The organism is Paenibacillus sp. L3-i20 (assembly GCF_022180385.2).
GTDB lineage: Bacteria > Bacillota > Bacilli > Paenibacillales > Paenibacillaceae > Pristimantibacillus.
Genome location: NZ_BQME02000002.1, coordinates 874,744 through 892,522, shown reverse-complemented (window position 1 = coordinate 892,522; position 17,779 = coordinate 874,744). Strand labels below are relative to the sequence as shown.

The 17,779-nt window shown below is 39.8% G+C and carries 21 protein-coding genes and 2 pseudogenes; 2 read left to right on the top strand and 21 right to left on the bottom strand.

Annotation, left to right across the window (positions count from 1 at the left end; genetic code table 11):
* Positions 1-51: 51 nt before the first annotated feature.
* The 14 genes from MFF31_RS17415 to MFF31_RS17355 form a co-directional block, all read right to left on the bottom strand.
* The gene (locus MFF31_RS17415) at positions 52-306 is read right to left on the bottom strand and encodes a DsrE/DsrF/DrsH-like family protein (RefSeq protein WP_238192118.1); all 255 of its coding nucleotides are present in this window, start codon (positions 304-306) and stop codon (positions 52-54) included.
* On the bottom strand, positions 300-710 hold the full coding sequence (locus MFF31_RS17410; RefSeq protein WP_238192115.1) for a rhodanese-like domain-containing protein: 411 nt from the start codon (positions 708-710) through the stop codon (positions 300-302). The genes MFF31_RS17415 and MFF31_RS17410 overlap by 7 nt, the downstream gene beginning before the upstream one ends.
* A 110-nt stretch (positions 711-820) precedes the next feature.
* A complete protein-coding gene (locus MFF31_RS17405; protein ID WP_238192113.1) occupies positions 821-1,048 on the bottom strand; it encodes a sulfurtransferase TusA family protein in 228 nt (75 codons plus the stop codon).
* 21 nt (positions 1,049-1,069) lie between these two features.
* On the bottom strand, positions 1,070-2,215 hold the full coding sequence (locus tag MFF31_RS17400; RefSeq protein ID WP_238189575.1) for an MBL fold metallo-hydrolase: 1,146 nt from the start codon (positions 2,213-2,215) through the stop codon (positions 1,070-1,072).
* 25 nt (positions 2,216-2,240) lie between these two features.
* Positions 2,241-2,636, bottom strand: a complete 396-nt coding sequence (locus MFF31_RS17395; RefSeq protein ID WP_238189573.1) for a DsrE/DsrF/DrsH-like family protein — start codon at positions 2,634-2,636, stop codon at positions 2,241-2,243.
* A gap of 65 nt (positions 2,637-2,701) precedes the next feature.
* A complete protein-coding gene (locus tag MFF31_RS17390) occupies positions 2,702-3,280 on the bottom strand; it encodes a sulfurtransferase TusA family protein (protein WP_238189571.1) in 579 nt (192 codons plus the stop codon).
* A gap of 151 nt (positions 3,281-3,431) precedes the next feature.
* Positions 3,432-4,211, bottom strand: a complete 780-nt coding sequence (locus tag MFF31_RS17385) for a sulfite exporter TauE/SafE family protein (protein ID WP_238189569.1) — start codon at positions 4,209-4,211, stop codon at positions 3,432-3,434.
* 357 nt (positions 4,212-4,568) lie between these two features.
* Positions 4,569-4,691, bottom strand: a complete 123-nt coding sequence (locus MFF31_RS25250; RefSeq protein WP_282570507.1) for a hypothetical protein — start codon at positions 4,689-4,691, stop codon at positions 4,569-4,571.
* Between the two features lie 377 nt (positions 4,692-5,068).
* Entirely contained in the window at positions 5,069-5,617 is a 549-nt protein-coding gene (locus MFF31_RS17380; RefSeq protein ID WP_238189567.1) for a peroxiredoxin family protein, read from the bottom strand.
* An 18-nt stretch (positions 5,618-5,635) separates the two neighbouring features.
* Entirely contained in the window at positions 5,636-6,361 is a 726-nt protein-coding gene (locus tag MFF31_RS17375) for a cytochrome c biogenesis CcdA family protein (protein ID WP_238189565.1), read from the bottom strand.
* On the bottom strand, positions 6,358-7,026 hold the full coding sequence (locus tag MFF31_RS17370) for a hypothetical protein (RefSeq protein ID WP_238189564.1): 669 nt from the start codon (positions 7,024-7,026) through the stop codon (positions 6,358-6,360). Before MFF31_RS17370 ends, MFF31_RS17375 begins: the two co-directional genes overlap by 4 nt.
* Before the next feature lie 98 nt (positions 7,027-7,124).
* On the bottom strand, positions 7,125-7,931 hold the full coding sequence (locus MFF31_RS17365; protein WP_238189561.1) for a MerR family transcriptional regulator: 807 nt from the start codon (positions 7,929-7,931) through the stop codon (positions 7,125-7,127).
* A gap of 170 nt (positions 7,932-8,101) precedes the next feature.
* Positions 8,102-9,523: a dihydrolipoyl dehydrogenase family protein gene (locus MFF31_RS17360; protein ID WP_248565515.1), complete on the bottom strand. Its 1,422-nt coding sequence runs from the start codon at positions 9,521-9,523 to the stop codon at positions 8,102-8,104.
* 462 nt (positions 9,524-9,985) lie between these two features.
* Positions 9,986-11,041 carry an RICIN domain-containing protein gene (locus MFF31_RS17355; RefSeq protein ID WP_238189558.1) on the bottom strand — a complete coding sequence of 352 codons (1,056 nt, stop codon included), beginning with the start codon at positions 11,039-11,041 and terminating at the stop codon, positions 9,986-9,988.
* Positions 11,042-11,419: 378 nt separating this feature from the next.
* On the opposite strand from MFF31_RS17355, the gene MFF31_RS17350 reads away from it, so the two are divergent.
* Positions 11,420-11,572, top strand: coding sequence for a hypothetical protein (locus tag MFF31_RS17350; protein WP_248565514.1), 153 nt, complete (start codon positions 11,420-11,422; stop codon positions 11,570-11,572).
* Between the two features lies 1 nt (position 11,573).
* Here the strand turns inward: MFF31_RS17350 and MFF31_RS17345 are convergent, their stop codons facing one another.
* From MFF31_RS17345 to MFF31_RS25320, 7 genes and pseudogenes are all read right to left on the bottom strand, one after another.
* Complete coding sequence (locus tag MFF31_RS17345; RefSeq protein WP_238189556.1) at positions 11,574-11,978, bottom strand: GNAT family N-acetyltransferase; 405 nt, start codon at positions 11,976-11,978, stop codon at positions 11,574-11,576.
* A 565-nt stretch (positions 11,979-12,543) separates the two neighbouring features.
* Positions 12,544-13,803 (bottom strand): stage II sporulation protein P, encoded by a 1,260-nt coding sequence (spoIIP, locus tag MFF31_RS17340; protein ID WP_238189554.1) that lies wholly within the window; start codon positions 13,801-13,803, stop codon positions 12,544-12,546.
* A 475-nt stretch (positions 13,804-14,278) separates the two neighbouring features.
* Entirely contained in the window at positions 14,279-14,527 is a 249-nt protein-coding gene (locus MFF31_RS17335) for a hypothetical protein (protein ID WP_248565513.1), read from the bottom strand.
* The gene (locus MFF31_RS25460; protein WP_375541326.1) at positions 14,434-14,724 is read right to left on the bottom strand and encodes a DUF4372 domain-containing protein; all 291 of its coding nucleotides are present in this window, start codon (positions 14,722-14,724) and stop codon (positions 14,434-14,436) included. The genes MFF31_RS17335 and MFF31_RS25460 overlap by 94 nt, the downstream gene beginning before the upstream one ends.
* Positions 14,725-14,916: 192 nt before the next feature.
* Entirely contained in the window at positions 14,917-15,624 is a 708-nt protein-coding gene (locus MFF31_RS17330) for a stalk domain-containing protein (RefSeq protein ID WP_238189553.1), read from the bottom strand.
* A gap of 105 nt (positions 15,625-15,729) precedes the next feature.
* Positions 15,730-16,032, bottom strand: a pseudogene (locus MFF31_RS17325) (S9 family peptidase); the annotation flags it as partial.
* Positions 16,033-16,284: 252 nt separating this feature from the next.
* Positions 16,285-16,470 (bottom strand): annotated as a pseudogene (locus tag MFF31_RS25320) (hypothetical protein); the annotation flags it as partial.
* 264 nt (positions 16,471-16,734) lie between these two features.
* Between MFF31_RS25320 and MFF31_RS17320 the strand changes: the two are divergent.
* Positions 16,735-17,370, top strand: a complete 636-nt coding sequence (locus tag MFF31_RS17320; protein WP_238189552.1) for a pentapeptide repeat-containing protein — start codon at positions 16,735-16,737, stop codon at positions 17,368-17,370.
* Positions 17,371-17,779 lie beyond the last annotated feature (409 nt).

Below are 17,779 nucleotides of genomic sequence, written 5' to 3'. Positions count from 1 at the left end.
TTTTCGAACTTAGATGAGCAAGTTAACTTTCGCTTCCGTCGCATCGCCCAGCTAGGCTACAACGCCGGCATATTCAATGCCATCCAGCAATTCTTCTTGCTTCAGACCACGCGGCATCAACCAGGTAAATACCCTTTCCAATAACCCATTTTTGACCGGAACAAGCAGGTCTTTTCGCTGTGCATTTAGTCCCCAAAATGTGAAGAAAATCGTAACCTCATGATCGCATGCAGCTGCTCCGTTCGCAATGATGAAAGCAGAAATCCATATACGGGTATGGGGCTTAAAATGGGTAAAAATTAGGATACTATAGAAATATTCGCTTTTGTCTGCCCTTCCTTACTCTTCGAATCGTTGATTCCGATCCAAAGCACACCGGATAGATGATTGTAGCCGGCTTTTTTCAAGATCCGTGCCGCTTTGCGTATTGTAGACTTAGATGATGAAATGATCACAATCTCACTGTCTTGGTCCAACTCCTTTTTATAAAGATACGGAAGGCGGCCCAGATAAATATTTATAGTGTTTGGATGATGTTCTTGTTCATAATTATTAGGGTCTCGAATATCAAGGATCTGCACATCGGCAGATTTAATTCGGTCGAAAAATTGTTGTTCAGTTATAAAGGTGAGACCTTTGACCGGCAGCCATCCTCGAATAATTCTTGATAGGAGCAGAAAACCTATAATGATCACCGCTATATGCAGCACACTCAAACTTTCATCCCCCCCTCTTGTCGCAAGGAGTATATATCAATTTTATACCTATAGGGGTATGTGATCAACATGAGAAATCTATTAAGCTCATTTCCACTTCTATATTAGCCCTTTCTAATCCAAAATTTGTAGACCCCTTCTTCTTCCTTACTATCCAATATTTCATGGCCAGTCTTTTTGGCCCATACTGTCAGATCATTTTGGGCACCTTTGTCGGTAGCATGAACCTCCAGCACTTGCCCAGATGATAATTCATCAATGGACTTTTTTGTTTTAACGATAGGCATCGGGCATGCCAATCCTGTTGCGTCTAACAATTTATCACTGATCATCATACATTCCTCCAAGAATTATTAGTTGTCGTGAACGGCACAGCGGTTTGGACCAATTTCCATTTCACGCTGTTCTTCTTCGTTCGGATTGATTTTTCCCATATTTGTTTGGCGAATTTCCTGATAAGCGTTTGGCTGAGGCGGTAAGTTTTCGGTGACTGTCTTGCGGAATTCGCCTTCATCCATGATGTTTAAGCCTGGGTTTTGCTTATAGAGGTCACCTAGTCGACCAGATACTAGCCCCTTCTCGCCAAGTTCGGTTATTTTACCGAAATGCGCTGGCAGAACAATGAAGTCTTCAGACAGATTTTTATACCGGTTGTAGAGCGTCTCTCGAAGGTCACTAACCCAATCCTCAGCCAACCCTGCCAGATCTGGACGGCCAATTGATTCGATGAACAAAATATCGCCGGACAACAGAAATTTATTATCGATAATAAACGACGTCGAACCGATTGTATGTCCAGGAGAGTAGATTGGATGTACAATAATTCGCTCCCTGCCTACGGTGATATCCTTACCATCTTCAAGCTTCTCGTAGTGGAACGTTACTTCACCTGCATCCTTCTCAGGCAAGTGATAGGTCGCGCTGTGCTTTTCTGCCAGAGCCCTGCCTCCAGAAATATGATCGGCATGAAGATGCGTATCGATTGTATGAACTAGCTTGGCTCCTTTTTCTTGCAGGAAAGTCTCATACTGGTCGATCATACGGTTTGTATCGATAATCGCAGCTTCACCTTCTGAAAGCACTACGTAAGATAAGCAGCCTTTTCCGATACGTACAAACTGGTATAGTTCGCCTCCACCCGTCAAATCTGCAACCTTAATCGGCTCCAGGTATTCACTCCACGACTTCATCCCGCCTTCCAAATAAGATACGTTGCTTCTGCAAGCTTCAGCTATTTGCTCGGCAACAAATATCGACGAGCCTTCCTTCGCACATACGACAAGTACGGGTTTACCAACTGGAATTTGTTCAAGCGCAGGATCAACGCTATCAATCAAATCAAAGTATGGGATATTGATAATCTGCACGCTACTGCCTTCAATTTTCCAGTCAGCAAAATCAGTTTCATTTCGCACATCGAGGATAAATATTTCTTTTCCTTCAAGAACTAGTTGTGCAACTTCTTTTGCCGACATCTTCGTAATGGTATTCGTAGTCATGTTGTTTCCCCCTCTAGGCATTAAATTAGAATGTTAATGTCACACTAGCATCTTGAGCAAAATCAAGGAACGTTACAGCTCCGCCAACATCAATACCGTCAATGAAATCTTCCTTCTTGAGATTCATAACGTCCATCGTCATCTGGCACGCAATAATCTTCACACCCATTTCTTGCGCCATGCCAACAAGTTCTGGAATGGATGGGACATTGGCCGTCTTGAAGCCTTGTTCGAAGTGCTCCTTGCCGGCCGGCATTGGCAGCTGAGCATAAGTTTCTTTATGAATGAGATTCAAGCCCTCGAAAGTGAAGAAGATGGCAACTTCAGTATCCGTAGCGGCAGCTGCCGTAGCGATATTGAATACTTTATAAGCATCGAACAATCCACCATTGCTTGCTATAATTGCGAGTTTGTTAGACATTTTTTATTCCTCCAATTAATTAATGTAGTTAAATTGTTGTGAAACTAGAACTTATCCCCTTGTTATCAAACGTCTTTCTCCACGTCGCCATCCCACTCGGTCATACCCGGAATGACATTCTTCAGCTTTGAAAAACCTTTGTCAGCCAAGGTACGGCATGCCATGTCACTTCGGATGCCAGTACCACAGATAACATGATAGTCTTTTTCTGGATCCAACTCCCGATAACGTGCCTCCAGCTCTCCTGCAGGGATTGATACTGCTCCGGGAATACGACCGAAAGCGTACTCAGCTGGTTCACGTACATCAAGAATGTTCAACTTCTCTCCAGATGTTAGTTTATTGCGAATTTCATCCAGTGAAGTCGTGTGTTGAAATTTCACGTCCTCTTTTGTCTCAATTGGATCGGCTTTGCGGATGTAATGGCGGAATACCCCGCCTTCCTCTTTAAGTCCGATATACTGATGACCAGTCCGTTTGGACCAACTTTGCAGGTCTGCTACAGAGCCTTTATCGGTTGCTTTTACTTCTAAAACCTCTCCAGTGTTTAGTTCTTCGATTGCTTTTTTCGTCATTACAACCGGAAGGGGACAAGCTAAGCCTTCGCATTCGAGTGTCCGATCAACCTTAAGTATCGTTGTCATGGTGAACATTTCCCCCTACAATAATTATTTTCCTTATTGAATGTCCCCTTGCTATGCGGTCATACCGCAGGCATATTGATTACGTTATAGTTCATGGCTACCAAAAATTCACACGCTACATTGCTTCGACTTCATCGTTAATCATCCTTCCCTAGGTCAAAATATCAAGCCAAAACTTTATGACCGTCGCAACAATAAGAACCGCTAGAATCCATTGCAATACCTTTGTGTTAAGCTTCTTACTAATCATAGCGCCGAGCGGCGATGCGATTGTGCTGGCTACAACCATGACGATTGATGGAATGAGCAGCATGTGGCCGCCCATAAGTTTCCCTGCTGTTGAGCCGATGGAAGAAATAAAGGTAATCGCTAATGATGAAGCAATTGCAACACGTGTAGGGATTCGCAAGACAACAAGCATAATGGGAACAATAATAAATGCACCGGCTGCTCCCACAATACCGGATAGTATCCCGATAAGGCCAGCCAAGCTAGCCGCAAGAGTTTTATTAAAACTTAGCTTCGTGAAGTCAGCTTCCTCGTCTCCCTTTTTGGGAAGGAACATCATAACACCAGCTACAAGTGCAAGAACAGCATACGTCAGGTTAATGGCTTCATCAGGCATAAACTTTGAGCCATAACCACCGGCGAAGCTGCCGGCTACGATAGCGACTCCCATGTATAAAACGAGAGACTTATTGATATAGCCTCCCTTTCGGAAGGCGAATATCCCAGCTAACGAAGCAAAGAATACTTGTACTGCACTAATTGCGGATACCTCCTGTGCTGTAAATGCAACGAAGCCCAGTGCCGGCGGAATGTAAAGCAGCATCGGGTACTTAATGATGGAGCCTCCGATACCGACCATCCCGGAAATCAAAGATCCGGCAAACCCGATCACAAACAATGTCAGAATCCAAGCAATATCCAAGGGGGTCTCCGCCTTTCTGTTTTTCGGGACTGGCAAGATTAGTGTGCTTATTTTCGATCACCTGCATACCCGTATGGGTATTATTCTGACCAAAAAAAGAACTCTTTATAATTCGTTTAGCCGTCCTTTTCATTTCTAAAACAATAATACATATACCCGTAGGGGTATTAAAACAAATATAAGCCATAGCTTCATATTCGTCAACCCCTGTATTTAAATTATTAAATAATTGAGCTTCTCTCCACTCTAGTTCGCATTGCGGCTCCCAACTTAACCCTTTATAGAAAAATCCGCAGATGGACATGTATGATATATCGTTGAGACTTACAGATGCGCTCATCAGAATAGCAACTTCTCCTATTCGTTCTTCAAAATAACCTCCGTTAATTGGGATAATGGTGGAAAGGGATTACTAAGTCCTTCTGTTCTTTCCTTCAATAACAGGCGAATAGCCGTTATTCTCGGAGTTTTAACCGCCATCTGGTTTTTGTATTCTGTTACGTATGAGACAAGCGTATCTTTTTGAAAGAGATAGATATTATATACCTCCTCCGCACCTCTAGGTTCGCCGTAGGAACGATTGTTTGTTTATGTCACGCATGACAGCCATGACTTCGTCGGTCTCCATGAATCCCTCAAGGCGATCTCGTTCTTCTCCCTTTCCGTCAAGCAGAATAGTTGTCGGGTTCGTCGTAATCATCCATCTGTTCGCTAATTCTGGTTACAAATCGGCATAAACGATTTCAAACTCGATCTCTGACAGAGAGTTGCAAGCTTGATGCAAGACGTCTTCCATTGATCTTCCCATCGGACAAGTCGTAACGGTAACCAATTTGAGTTTTCGAGCATTACGCTCCTTAATCCATCCGTTCCAGCGTTTGCTCCATGATTCTATAATCAATCGCACCACGGAAAATTTCTTGAATTACTCCATCGCGATCGATGGCGTATGTCGTCGGATAAGCAACAACTCGGTAGGTTTGCATAATTTCTCCTTGTTCGTCGAGAACGATCGGAAAGGTCAATCCATATTTCTCGACAAACGGTCCGACGTCTTCCATACTCGCTTCGGTTGTCGTGAGGTTGACCCCGAGAATGACTACTTTGTCTTTGTAATCCTCATAGATGTTCTGCATATGCGGCATTTCTACTCGGCATGGCGGACACCAGGTTGCCCAGAAATTAAGAAGTACTTTCTTTCCGCGAAAGTCCGAAAGGTGTACCGGCTCACCATACGTATCAACAAGTTCAAAGTTTGGCGCAGCCTCTCCTCGGTTGATTCCTACAGACACTTGACCATTGACAGCGTTATCAGTTTGTAAAGTATCCTTAGGTTTTGTGTAATCATAGACACCGTATCCCGCTAGCAAGAGTAATGCGATAATTCCAATCAGACTTTTCTTCAAGTTCTCTTCCCCCTGTACTTAAAGCGAAATATCGAAAAGTGCGTATCTAGCCAGACATGCTCCTATTTTTTGCATCTGGCCAGTAAAGAGTAGCAGGCCCAAGGTAATAAAGATCAGCCCGTTAATCGTTGATAATAATGGAACATAACGATTCATTTTACTGATGATGCCGGTAGAAACTGTTAATAAAACCGCGATCAACAAGAACGGTATCCCCAACCCTAACGAATAGAGCGCTAACAATAAGATGCCGCTCCACATGGTATCAGCAGTGCTGGCCATCAGCAAGATCGAAGACAGCGCCAATCCGACACACGGCGTCCAGCCCGAACCGAAAGCTAAACCCGTCAGGAAAGACTTCGTCATACCGCTGTTAGTGGACACGTTAGCTGCGTCCCAGGTTTTATTCGACATTAACCACCGAAGGTTTAACCACCCCATCATCTGCATTCCGAATACGATGATGAGAAATCCGCTCACCATTTGTACCAAATCCCGGTACTCTGCAAGCAAACTACCGACCATTGTAGCGGAAGCCCCCATCGCGATAAAGACAAGGCTGAATCCGACTATAAAACTTATCGACCGCATCACAAGCAGCTTACGCTCAACTTCGATCTTGCCGTTCATAATTGAAGCACCCGTCAGATGAGATACATATGCGGGAACAAGCGGAAAAACACAGGGCGAGAGAAACGAAAGTGCTCCCGCCGCAACGGCGATTAGCAACGTGACGGTATTCATGATCCATTTCTCCTTTCGAGTCTGCGTTCAATAACAAACAATACCGTTCCCAATACCATACCTACTATCTGCTGCTTGCTGAACGATAACAAGATCAAGTCCCTAGAAGGATACAGGAACCAAATACCCGTCCAGCCGAGCATCACCCAAAACCAACGCACGACAAGCTTTCTCCATCCGACAGGCTTATCGGTCATATAAAAGGCCAACAACATTCCTATCGAGAGCACCGCACTGCCAGCATGAAAGAACTTATTTTCGGAATCCAACAAGGCTAACGCAATATGATAAGCCATAAAACCGCCAAGTATATAGACTGAAGCTGCGGCTGCTACAACAGCTGGCGCAAAATCGGCCTTACGGGTAGACCAAACCACATATGCGATTACAGCTATGAAGGCCATCCATATGCCTTTCTCTCCTCCATCATAATAAAGCAACGAAATTGGCTGTTCCCAAGTTGCCACAGGGTCCCACAATATGAGACTACCTTTCCAGACCACAAACCATATCAGAAAAGCATTCGTAGCGATTGCACCAATACGCTCGGCATTCGATTGACCACGCAAGTATAGTCGAAGAGAAGCCCATCCTGTTAAACCGAAGAGAAAAATGAGCAGTATTTGCCCGTTCAGAACGAACGATCCTGCCTGTATTGTATACAAAATGCACCTCCTCTCTGACGTCGAGTATTAGCTTAATCTTTTAATGCGAATAGTTGCTCTTATATAATTACCTAATTGGAGACAACCGTCACTCCGCTCTAAATTAACGGGTATATCACATGAATATAATAATTTTCAGATTTTTTCTCATCTGACAAACAAATGAGAAAAACCTCATATTTTTCTTCGGATAGTGTAAGTTTATGCTCTTTACAGTAACCCTTGATTTGTTCATCGATGTTTTGCATATAGTCAGTGTCTTCAAATGGATTTCCTACATAGTTAAAACGCAAGGCACGTTTAAAATTTATATCTTCGGCCGCATCACATTCACTGCTAATAATATTTGAACAATACATTTTAGTCTCTGTAGATTGATCTAGCTGCTTACGATAATATCGGCTGATCAATGATGTTCGAGTCCAAAATAAGTCGTCCACTCCTTCATTTTCGTAGGACGAACTCAAGTTTACAGTATTTTTGCCCCATGCGAATTCCATCCCTCTACAAATGAATAAGGAAGAATTCTCAATCAGCTTTATCTCATTAGGGGCATCTAAGAAAGAATTCAGTTTCTCATTGAAAACTTGGAGATATTCTATTTTTTTTTCTAATTGTTTAATTTCTTCTGATAGATTGTCCACCTGAATATGATGAAAGGCCGACACATCATTAATGTTATTGAAATTCAACCGTTCTTTGATCGAACTAATGGGAAGGTCTAGTTCTCGGAGCATAGTCACATGTCCGAGATTCATCACTTCTTGCAAAGTATAGTATCTGTACTTGTTTTCACGGACAAGAGATGGTTTCACGAGATCCTCCTTGTCATATAAACGCACCGTATCTGTACTAATATTATGAAATTTGGCTATATCGCCTGTTTTAAAATATTGATCAGACATCTTCATTCCCTCCTTGATGTGTATAGTAGACCGTCATAGTGCTAAACTCATCTTCAATCTTGCCACACAGGGTAATACTCTCAAATACTAGTACTCTCTTGTGACAAACCCTTCATCTTTTCATGGTCTAAAATAATAAATCAGCCAGAAATATTCTGGCTGATTTATTGTTAAGCTAAAGAAGCGTCTTTGCTTAAGCCTAACAACAGTTCGCTGTATGAAGGATAGGGGTGAATACTATCCTTTAAGACAGAGAAAGGTAAATGCAGTGTTTTTATCAATTGTACTTCTCCTAACATTTCGCAAGCTCGCTCACCTAAGATACTTGCACCGAGAACATAGCCTTCAAGATCACAGATGACTTTTGCAAAACCATTCGTTTTCCCATCAACGACTGCACGATCAACTTCCTTGTAACCTCTTGTAAATACTTTAATCCTTTCTCCATATTTTTCACGTGCCTCTTCTTCAGTAAGACCTGTTCTTGCTAGTTCCGGATGTGTAAAAGTGCACCATGCATATTCATCAGACATTTTATCTTTATTATCATTAAATGCGTTACTAACAGCAAGTTTTCCTTGGATCGCTCCCATATGAGAGAACATGTAGGGGCCTACCAAATCACCAACAGCATAAATATGAGGGATATTCGTTTGCATGTGCTCGTTTACTTGAACTCCTTTGGCTGTATACACTACGCCAATATCATCCAAATTCAAACTATTTATATTCGGTTTACGACCAAGTGCAAACAGAATTTTTTCCGCTTGCAACACTTCTTTATGACCATCTTTAGCTATGCTCAACGAAACTCCCAATTCCTTTTCGCATGCCTCTTCGGCATTAAAGCCTGTATATACCTCTACTCCTTCCGATACTAAAATGTTCTCAAGTCGATGAGACAACTCTGAGTCTTCTTTAATCAAGATATGTTCAGCTCGTTCTACGAGTTTGACCTGTACACCTAGACGGCTAAAAGCTTGACTTAACTCAACTCCTATTGCACCTGCTCCAACAACAATCAGACTTTTAGGCAACTCTGTTAATGTAAACACATTCTCATTCGTCAAGTAGTTTATGCCATCCAAACCTTTGATTTGTGGTACAAATGCAGAAGAACCAGTACTTATGACAAAATAATCTGCACTTATTGAGACATTATTAACATGAATGGTATTAGCATCCTCAAATCTTGCAGTTCCATTCAAATACTCAATTCCCTCTCCAACGAGTATTTCAACAGTTTCTCCTTGATGAGCTTCTTCTGTAAGCCTTCTAACTTCATTCAAAACATTTGATGGAATAGCAATATTCCCATATTTTTTAGCTGTATGAATTTCATCGGCGATTTGAATTAATGCCTTACTTGGAATACATCCTGCCCAAGTACACTCCCCACCTGGCTTAAATTTCTCAACAAGCAAGACCTGCTTTCCTAACTCCACTGCTTTTAGGGCAGCATTTAACCCACCTGCACCTGCACCAATAATTATAATATCGTAATGACTCTTCACCATTGTCCTAACCACCTTGAATTGATGTTGTCTATCTGAAATCAAGAATAAACTATGGAGTTGTTCAAGAGTCAACACTTCAATTTTGAAGTTTTAATTATAAACTCAAACTCTATACCCAAAGACGTGGATATTAAATAAAGTGGCTGTTCAAACTTCATCCTCTTCTGGAAAAGTTCTGGTCTAATATCTTTCAGTACATCCATTCTTACTTGTTTTACTGGGATCTGCCGCTGGATCAGTTGATAAAAAAAACGGTCGTTCTCTTCTGATGGCAAGATCCGCAATTAATGATTTTCTTTCCTTTGATAGTGTAGGTGAAAACCAACCGTCTCCGTCGTACCGATCGCACTGAACAGGGTCTCCGAATATGGTCAATCAGTTTACAACTGTATTTACTCAGCTTATCAAGACCTGAATTTATGAAAGTCAGATATAATAAAGGGTTCCACATATTAGTCATGACTAATATGTGGAACCCTTTTTCCCAAAGTTTTTCTAAGTTCAGTACTTGAAAATTATATGTTCTCTTTGCATGTTCTAATTATCCAAAAGACTTGCTGTTGGTGGGTAATAACTGGATCTAGTGGTATTTGGATCTGTTACTGTCCATGGTTCCCTTACGAGTGTACCATCTGTACGCTGTAAACTATATTCTGAAACCAATACATATTTAGTCCATGCGACAATATTGGGGCTTGTGTTGACAATTGACAATTCTTTTGTTTCTTCTGTCAATTGTGTCGTTGTGTGACTTTCATGTGTTGCTAATTGCGTTGTATATTGATAAGACAGACTAGCAGAAGAATGGCTCTTTTCTGCCTTTCCAAATTGAAATCCTACGTCTACACCTATCGTATGACCAACCGTTTTTGACACTATATTTTGATCTTCCTGTGTCATACCTGTGGTTTGTATATATTTGTGTGTTTCATTCGGAGCAAGTGTATGCGATGACACTCGCTTCCAGTATTGTTTTCTTATGTATAAATAAAAGGAATTAGTTTTTATTTGTTGTTGCCCATCACTATAATAAGGATCGTCAACCGCAATAAATGGTGCTAGCGTAAATTGAGTTGTAACCTTTTCGGTAAACTCTGGTAGTACATCATTTATATTCCCATATTGCGGTACAGCCGGTACAGGATACGTTGGAACAGAAGGAAGGTTGAAGCTTTCTACAGCTTCAAGAAGCCATCGTTGATTATCCCCGCCATGCCATGGATACAAAGTTATTTCCTTTCCGCCTTCCGAATATCCGTAATCCTGTACAAGTCCCTTTTTTTTGTTGGTAACTTTTTTGTAACCACCTTCCAAATCATGCAAGAACCATTGTTGATTATCCCCGCCATGCCATGGATACAAAGTTATTTCCTTTCCGCCTTCCGAATATCCGTAATCCACTACAAGGCCCTTTTTCTTGTTGACAATCGCATAATAATTATTATTAAGCGCTATGAACATCCATCGTTGATTATCCCCGCCATGCCACGGATACAAAGTTACTTCCTTTCCGTCTTCCGAATATCCGTAATCCTGTACAAGTCCCTTTTTTTTGTTGACAACCTTATAAAATTGATTTTGATTAGGTTTCACAAAATCATCCCTTTTTAATAGATTTACTCTCTTAAACTATGTTTAAATTAAAATAATATTCCAAAAAACTTTCACTAAGTGAGGTCTTTCTTTTCCAGGTTATCCTGCCCGTTATCTATCTATGCATCCTCTCTAATGCACCACAAAGCATGAAAGTTGGAGCATTCTCAATATAGTAGACACAAGTTTTAATGACTTACTCTATTTAAGTGATATCTTCGTTCGAAATCATTTGTCGTAAAATGATGAATAGAAGAATGAATGAGTATGTTATAAAAAAAATTCGGTATATTCGAATATGCTATTTTGTGGTTTTTCACATTCAAAAATATATAACGAGAATTTACGGGAAATAGATACTGACAAAATACTGACAAAATGAAATATTTCTTAATTCGTGAAGAGCCTGCACTTTACCTTTCAGTGATGATCCATTATCGGATTCTTCCTGTTGCTTCAATGAAAACGGTAGCTAATCGGTTGATTGGCTTCATCTATATCATGATTCAACTTTCCTGTCCCGTTAGTTAAGTCATATCAACTCTGAGATAAACATTGGTGTAGCTCCATCCTCTGTATTAAACCCAAATTTATTATAGAAATCCACTGCATGAGGATAAGAAATTAATACTTTTGTTTTACACCCTTTATATCTATCAAGCATTATATTCATCATTTCCTTACCTATACCTATACTCTGATAACTCGGATTAATAAGCATATAATGAAAATACACCGTTAAAACACCATCAGACAAAGCATTTATTAAACCGACAAGCTTTCCTGCTTCCCAAGCGGTAACAATTGAATGAGACCCTACGATTGCTTGTAAAAGCTCGTTTGGATACTTGCCAGACTCCCATTCTACCGAAAGAAATAACTCTTGGAGTGCATCCTTAGTGATATCCTCTTTGCTTGAAGCGTAATAAATACTCACTCCTATACCTTCCTTTCATAAAACTAACTACGGAACAACATCTGTTTTAAACTCCCAAATCACTTTTTATTTCCCTCAATATACTATTAAAAACTTGTATAAAAAATAGATTAACTGAAGTGGAATTTGCATTTATTTGCATTAGAGTATTCATCAGAATACTTCTATTACTTAAGCATACTAATCCTAAGAGGCTTATATCATTAATCTGCCCATTAACTTAACGAAAACAAGGAGCAGCTACCGTGTATTTTGTACATATGTAAATGAGTCGTTTTAAATCCCTGGCATACTGATCATTCATATATTGTCGGATGACAAGAATGTGTACCTATAAATGACAAGAATAAAGTGTTTGTATTCTAGATCCGTTACAGCTCCTCTATTATCTACACGAAACTTCATCGAGTCCATCCCTACATCTAAACTTTCTTTACTGGCATAAAAATACACCCCCTAGAATTACATCGGATTTAACCAGAGGTTTTTCCAATATCTATTCTAGGGGGTGCATTTCACCTGATTTTTACATTGTTCGTTATGATGATAATGAATAGTAGATCATTCACTTCATTGATTTATAATATTCCGCAAATACGTCTGCGAAAGCTTCAGCTGTATCGAGATTCTCTTGCAGCGTGTTGTTTACTCCCCCAAACTCGAGCAACAGGCTTCCGTTAGAGACAGACTGGTTGTATTCAGCATTCCCTTGATGAGCACTTTTTAGCAATATGCCTCTAGATATGCCCGGATACTTTTTGTTCAAAAGTGTGTTCAACGCTTCGGCAAACTTTTTGTTTTCCTTATGAAAAGGATTTGCGTCCCCAATGACGAACATAATGCGAGCATACGATTTCCCATTAATAACAACCGTTGTTTTGTTACGCGGAATATCCGCATCCCGATGAATATCGAAAAAATAGGTCAAGGAAGCATGGGACTTCATTGCCTTGTCTACTGCTTTCCTCGATTCGGCATAGGCCTTCGAGTAGCTTAATTTCTGTTCATTCAGCTTTTTAGTAAAATCGGTTTCTTCAACAATTGAAGATATCCCCTTTTTCTGCAGACTCTCCGCCAGCTGCTTGCCTACAAGTGTAATGTTCACTTTCGGATCATCGAAGGAAGTCCCCTTCGTACTGCTTGAAACATTTTTCCAAGACTCCCGATTATGCGTATGGTAGATATACACTTTACTGTCGCTTTTATTGACAACTCCTGTATTCACCACCCACTTGGCAACGTAAGCGGTTCCTCCGCTAGGCAGCGAAACTTGATACCAATTGTCTTGTAATTCTAAGACAGAAAACGTTTCGCCCGCCCTTGCTTTGGTAACAATCTCATAATCTAACCCCGGCCCTTTGCGCAAATTGGTGGTGCCCACTATGTTTACTATTTCTTCCTTATCTTTGGAACCGCTGGTCTGTTCATCTTTATCTGGTTTTTGTCCATTATTCGTAGAAGATTGATTGCTGTCACTCGGTACGGTTTCCACTACCCAATTTGCAACATAAGCCGCGCCGCCGTCTGAAAGAGATACTTTATACCATTCTCCTTCGGTGCCAATAATAGGGTAGGATTCGCCTGCCTTCGCTTTGGCGACAACGTCATAATCCAGCCCTGGTCCGTTGCGTAAATTAGTAACAGCCACAATATTTGCAACGGTTACTTTATTTTGAGCAGATGCAATCTGCGCGTATTGTTCAGCTCCCCCGCTCAGCGTCTTCCCTTTCGATAAACTCTGAATAGATGCATATGCAGCATCCGATCCACTGGATAATAAAGCAAAAATGACGGTTACACCCAATAATTGATTTCTTAGTTTCAAAGCTAGCTTTCCTCCATTCATAGACTTGTTCTACGAAATTCGACAACAATGGAGGAAAATCCTTCTAAACTGCAATCCATAAATTAAAAAAGGGTACTATGTTCCAACAATAAATCATATAACTGCACTGTTAACAAAAAAGGCGTATAATAAATATCATTGTTTTACCAGAGCATTTAATATAAAGAGTTTCTTGAAGGTGAGGTGAAAGATATATCTCATTCCCTTCAGGGTGGTTTTTTTGTGAAAAATTCTGACCATTTTCGGCATTCGGTTCATATTCTTGACATTGCACATTGCCAAGAATATGTATCGAAAATCACTAGTGTTGCATAAACCTACAAAACAAAAAGTTTGAAAAGTTAGACAATAATTTATATTTCAAAAAACCAAAAGGTTAAACACCACTTAAACGTAACTCTGTCCATTGGGTAGTTATATGTATAAATGTACGTTAGCGACAGTTTCTTTTTACTCAAGGAATCTCTTTCTTTTTCCGCCCAGCGGATGTTCGGCTTGGCTTTCGGTTCATTTGTGCAAGCCAAACATCACAGGTCTCCCACATAAACACTTTTAGCCATCGATAGATTTGCAATAAGCGATGTTTTACTCCCGTTTCTTGTAACTTTGTCAGGAACAACGTCGAGATGTGCAGGGTCGACTTGATTGTGTATTCGGCAGAGATTGATGTGAGCCCAAGCGCTCTTTCTGAACGTCTGCACATAGCACATTGTCAGCTATATCACGACGCCCATCACGTCCCTGTAGTTCAGCGTGTAGGATTAACTTAAAGTTTGCTAATGTTATGAGCTTCTTCACGTACTTATCTTGGCCGCTATTCGCCACGCGATCTATGAACGTTTTCGTACAAATTGGCGCTAGCCATTTACCAAATGAAGAAAATAGCGTATGCTTGTCCATGAGATGATCCTTTTCAATGGATTATGGACAGGGCTACCTACCATATCTATTGTAAAGGATTTTTTTGTGCTCGCATCGATGAATGGCAGAATATTATGAAAATTCAGGGAACATTAATGCAACGCTAGTGTTTACAGGATAAAATGCAAAAAATAAAATAACCGCGATTTACGCGGTTATTTATCGTTTCTATTAACGTGATCCTAAAGAGTTATAGTTTATCATAAAGGTATAATCATTTATCCACGAAGTAGATTTCGAACTACCTAAAGTTAAAACAATAGTTTGTGTAGCAGGATCAACTTTTTCAAATACTAAATTACCAGTTAGAGTTGTTCCTGCTTCAATGTCTTTATCAAAATCACGTTTCTTTGATGTATCATAACTACCATAGTGACCTAAAATAAAAGAAGTTTCTTTTATATATTTATGATGTCGGCTTTTCCCACCTTTTACTCCAAAATCTGAATGGATATTAGCCTCATCAATTGAGTACTTTTGTTTAGATTTATTTTCGACAGTTACATTTACAATAGTAGAATCATTATTTGATTCGATTGAATTAACCGTAACTTCAATATTTTTTTGTTGTATGGAAACAGGGATTTGCACAAAGTATGATATATCTTGTTTTTGTAGGTAATACCTATCAATAATGTTGAAAGTTTTAGTTTTAGTATCATGCAAAATTGTAGCACCAATAGTTTTTGAAAAATCTCTCAAAGGAACATAAGTAGTTCCTTCATAATGTATGGAATCTGTTGATGCTTTCATGCTTCCATTGAACTCTAATATAGCAGAATTTAATTTTGCTTTAATCTCATTCGCATTAGCTGCAAGAATAGTCGTTCCACCGAAAATCATGGAACCACAAATAAATCCAATTAAGAATCTCTTCATAGATGTCTCCCCTATTTCCAATAATTTTATATATTCATTATCATAACACAAACTCTCCAGACTGCAATAATTCCCCTTGCAATCCCCACTATAACCATCTATTTACTTAAAAAAGATCTGATTCTTCTTATTATTCCCGTCACCAACGGGGCTAAGGTATGTGATATTCCTAGAGTCTGGAGACCATAATGGGTATGCACTATCTATATCCCTAGTTGTTAATGGGTAACTCTGCCCCTTATCTTTTTTGTATATTCATACATGATTTCTATATGTATTGTCTTTCCAATTATCTATCTTCTTGGCAAATGCTACGTTTTTGCCATCTTCACTTATGTTAGTACCTGATAAGGTTGGTAATGAAATAATCTCTTCTTTACTTAGATATGTTTTTTTATTCATTTTCATTAATAAGTCCCCACGTAATGTATAGTAGTCTAATTTGTTCAATAAATCTCTGACCCATGCTGAACCCCTTTAGAACTGTGTTTAGCTTTCACCACTGTAATACCTAGACTTTCAATGCTTTTCAATGAATAACTTGTTCAAGCTCTACTATCAATCACAAGATTTATAAACAGTCGATCATAAATAGTTTTTCATTCTCCAAATACATTTGAGCAATTATATAACGTCGATTAGTCACATCATCATTCGATTTTGTAAAATGATAGTATTTATTAATTGCAATCACAAATTGCACCTTCACTTCATCAGTAATATTATACCAGCCTGATATTCATTGACAATATTCAATTTTCTAGGGCGGTCTACCTTTTCTTTTGTTAAATCTTTTGATTTCCCTTTACCTCCTGAATTTGAGTAATTGGGTAATAAAGCATTCTTGATTACGCAAATTTATTTAAACAATTACTTCCTCCAATCGGATTCCAACTACATAATTCCCTGTGCTTTTTTATCAAATTCTAGCAATTTCCACCTGTTAGCTAGCCTTTTTGTAAAAAGAAACTTTTTTGGAAAAGGCAACGTTATTACTTATAATCGCCATAAGAACTATTCATTGGAACAAATCGTCTCATCAGATCACTATCATTCTGACGGTATAAGACTGGTTAACATATGGAATGCCAGAAAATATTAGGAGGGTCTATGTCGAACAAAAAGTTACTCATTGCAAGATGGGAAGATGACCAGCTCGCTGAAGTGAATCGATTGTTAACCGCTGTTACAGGCAAACATAATCTGCATAAAAAAGACCGCTCCTTCCCCTCATCCCCCTATGGACAAACGGATACTGGACTAGAGGATTATCGGGGAGTAGTCCTGACCGAAACCATACAATACCTGACAGTACAGGGCGTCGATCTGTCTTATGCACGTTTCGATGATTCTGCAAGCTTAAACACCTCAATATTTACAAATTGTTGCTTTGACGGGGTCAAACTGGATGGCAGATTTGTTACTCATACATTCAATCACTGTTCTTTCCGAGGAGCAAAACTCAATAATGCCAGGATCAGCAAGCAATTTAACGATTGCGATTTTACAGGCTGCAATTTAAGTAAAGCGATCGCGAACGATGTAACGTTCACACGCTGCCGTTTTTCCGACGCCAATTTTCGCGGTGCATTATTATTGTATTGCCGGTTTGAGGAATGTAGCTTTGATGGAGCCTTTTTTCATAACGGTTCGTTAGCTGGAAGTAGCTTTTCGGGAGAGACTAGCTTGCTCCCTGTTTGGGGAAATACGATTCTGGACGATGTCAAAATCAAAGAATTTGATTAAAGAATACCTTTAGCGATGAAGATGATGGCAATAAAATGGGGGGATATCCCTTTTCCCAAGATGATGGGTGGCCGGATGACAATAACTAGCGGTTACTGATGCAATTGCATGCGAATTTCAATCCTTTTTGCTTGCCGGTAAGAGCCTTGCCTTTGATTTTAGCATTTGTGAATGATGATCACACGACCGGAAAGTTCGTGATACAGGATTGTTAATGAGGAGCGTTGCGATGTCAATATAAACCTTCGGGAAGAAGCCGTAGAGTGTGCTTGTCCAGATTCAGATGTAACCTTCTCCCTTCTCCTATATTTTTATGAAAATATAGGAGATTTACAGGATCGTCAATAAAACATGTAAACGTCTCCTAGGAATCTTCAAACATAATGAGACGGTTTTTACTGCTCACTCT

Coding starts and splice junctions, on each gene's coding strand:
- MFF31_RS17365 (WP_238189561.1), bottom strand. CDS start 7,931: ATGTCTGATCAATATTTTAAAACAGGCGATATAGCCAAATTTCATAAT.
- MFF31_RS17400 (WP_238189575.1), bottom strand. CDS start 2,215: ATGACTACGAATACCATTACGAAGATGTCGGCAAAAGAAGTTGCACAA.
- MFF31_RS17395 (WP_238189573.1), bottom strand. CDS start 2,636: ATGTCTAACAAACTCGCAATTATAGCAAGCAATGGTGGATTGTTCGAT.
- MFF31_RS25250 (WP_282570507.1), bottom strand. CDS start 4,691: ATGGCGGTTAAAACTCCGAGAATAACGGCTATTCGCCTGTTATTGAAG.
- MFF31_RS17335 (WP_248565513.1), bottom strand. CDS start 14,527: ATGTGCAGACGTTCAGAAAGAGCGCTTGGGCTCACATCAATCTCTGCC.
- MFF31_RS17390 (WP_238189571.1), bottom strand. CDS start 3,280: ATGACAACGATACTTAAGGTTGATCGGACACTCGAATGCGAAGGCTTA.
- MFF31_RS17330 (WP_238189553.1), bottom strand. CDS start 15,624: ATGAAGAGATTCTTAATTGGATTTATTTGTGGTTCCATGATTTTCGGT.
- MFF31_RS25460 (WP_375541326.1), bottom strand. CDS start 14,724: ATGGACAAGCATACGCTATTTTCTTCATTTGGTAAATGGCTAGCGCCA.
- MFF31_RS17375 (WP_238189565.1), bottom strand. CDS start 6,361: ATGAATACCGTCACGTTGCTAATCGCCGTTGCGGCGGGAGCACTTTCG.
- MFF31_RS17350 (WP_248565514.1), top strand. CDS start 11,420: ATGAAATATTTCTTAATTCGTGAAGAGCCTGCACTTTACCTTTCAGTG.
- MFF31_RS17320 (WP_238189552.1), top strand. CDS start 16,735: ATGTCGAACAAAAAGTTACTCATTGCAAGATGGGAAGATGACCAGCTC.
- MFF31_RS17405 (WP_238192113.1), bottom strand. CDS start 1,048: ATGATCAGTGATAAATTGTTAGACGCAACAGGATTGGCATGCCCGATG.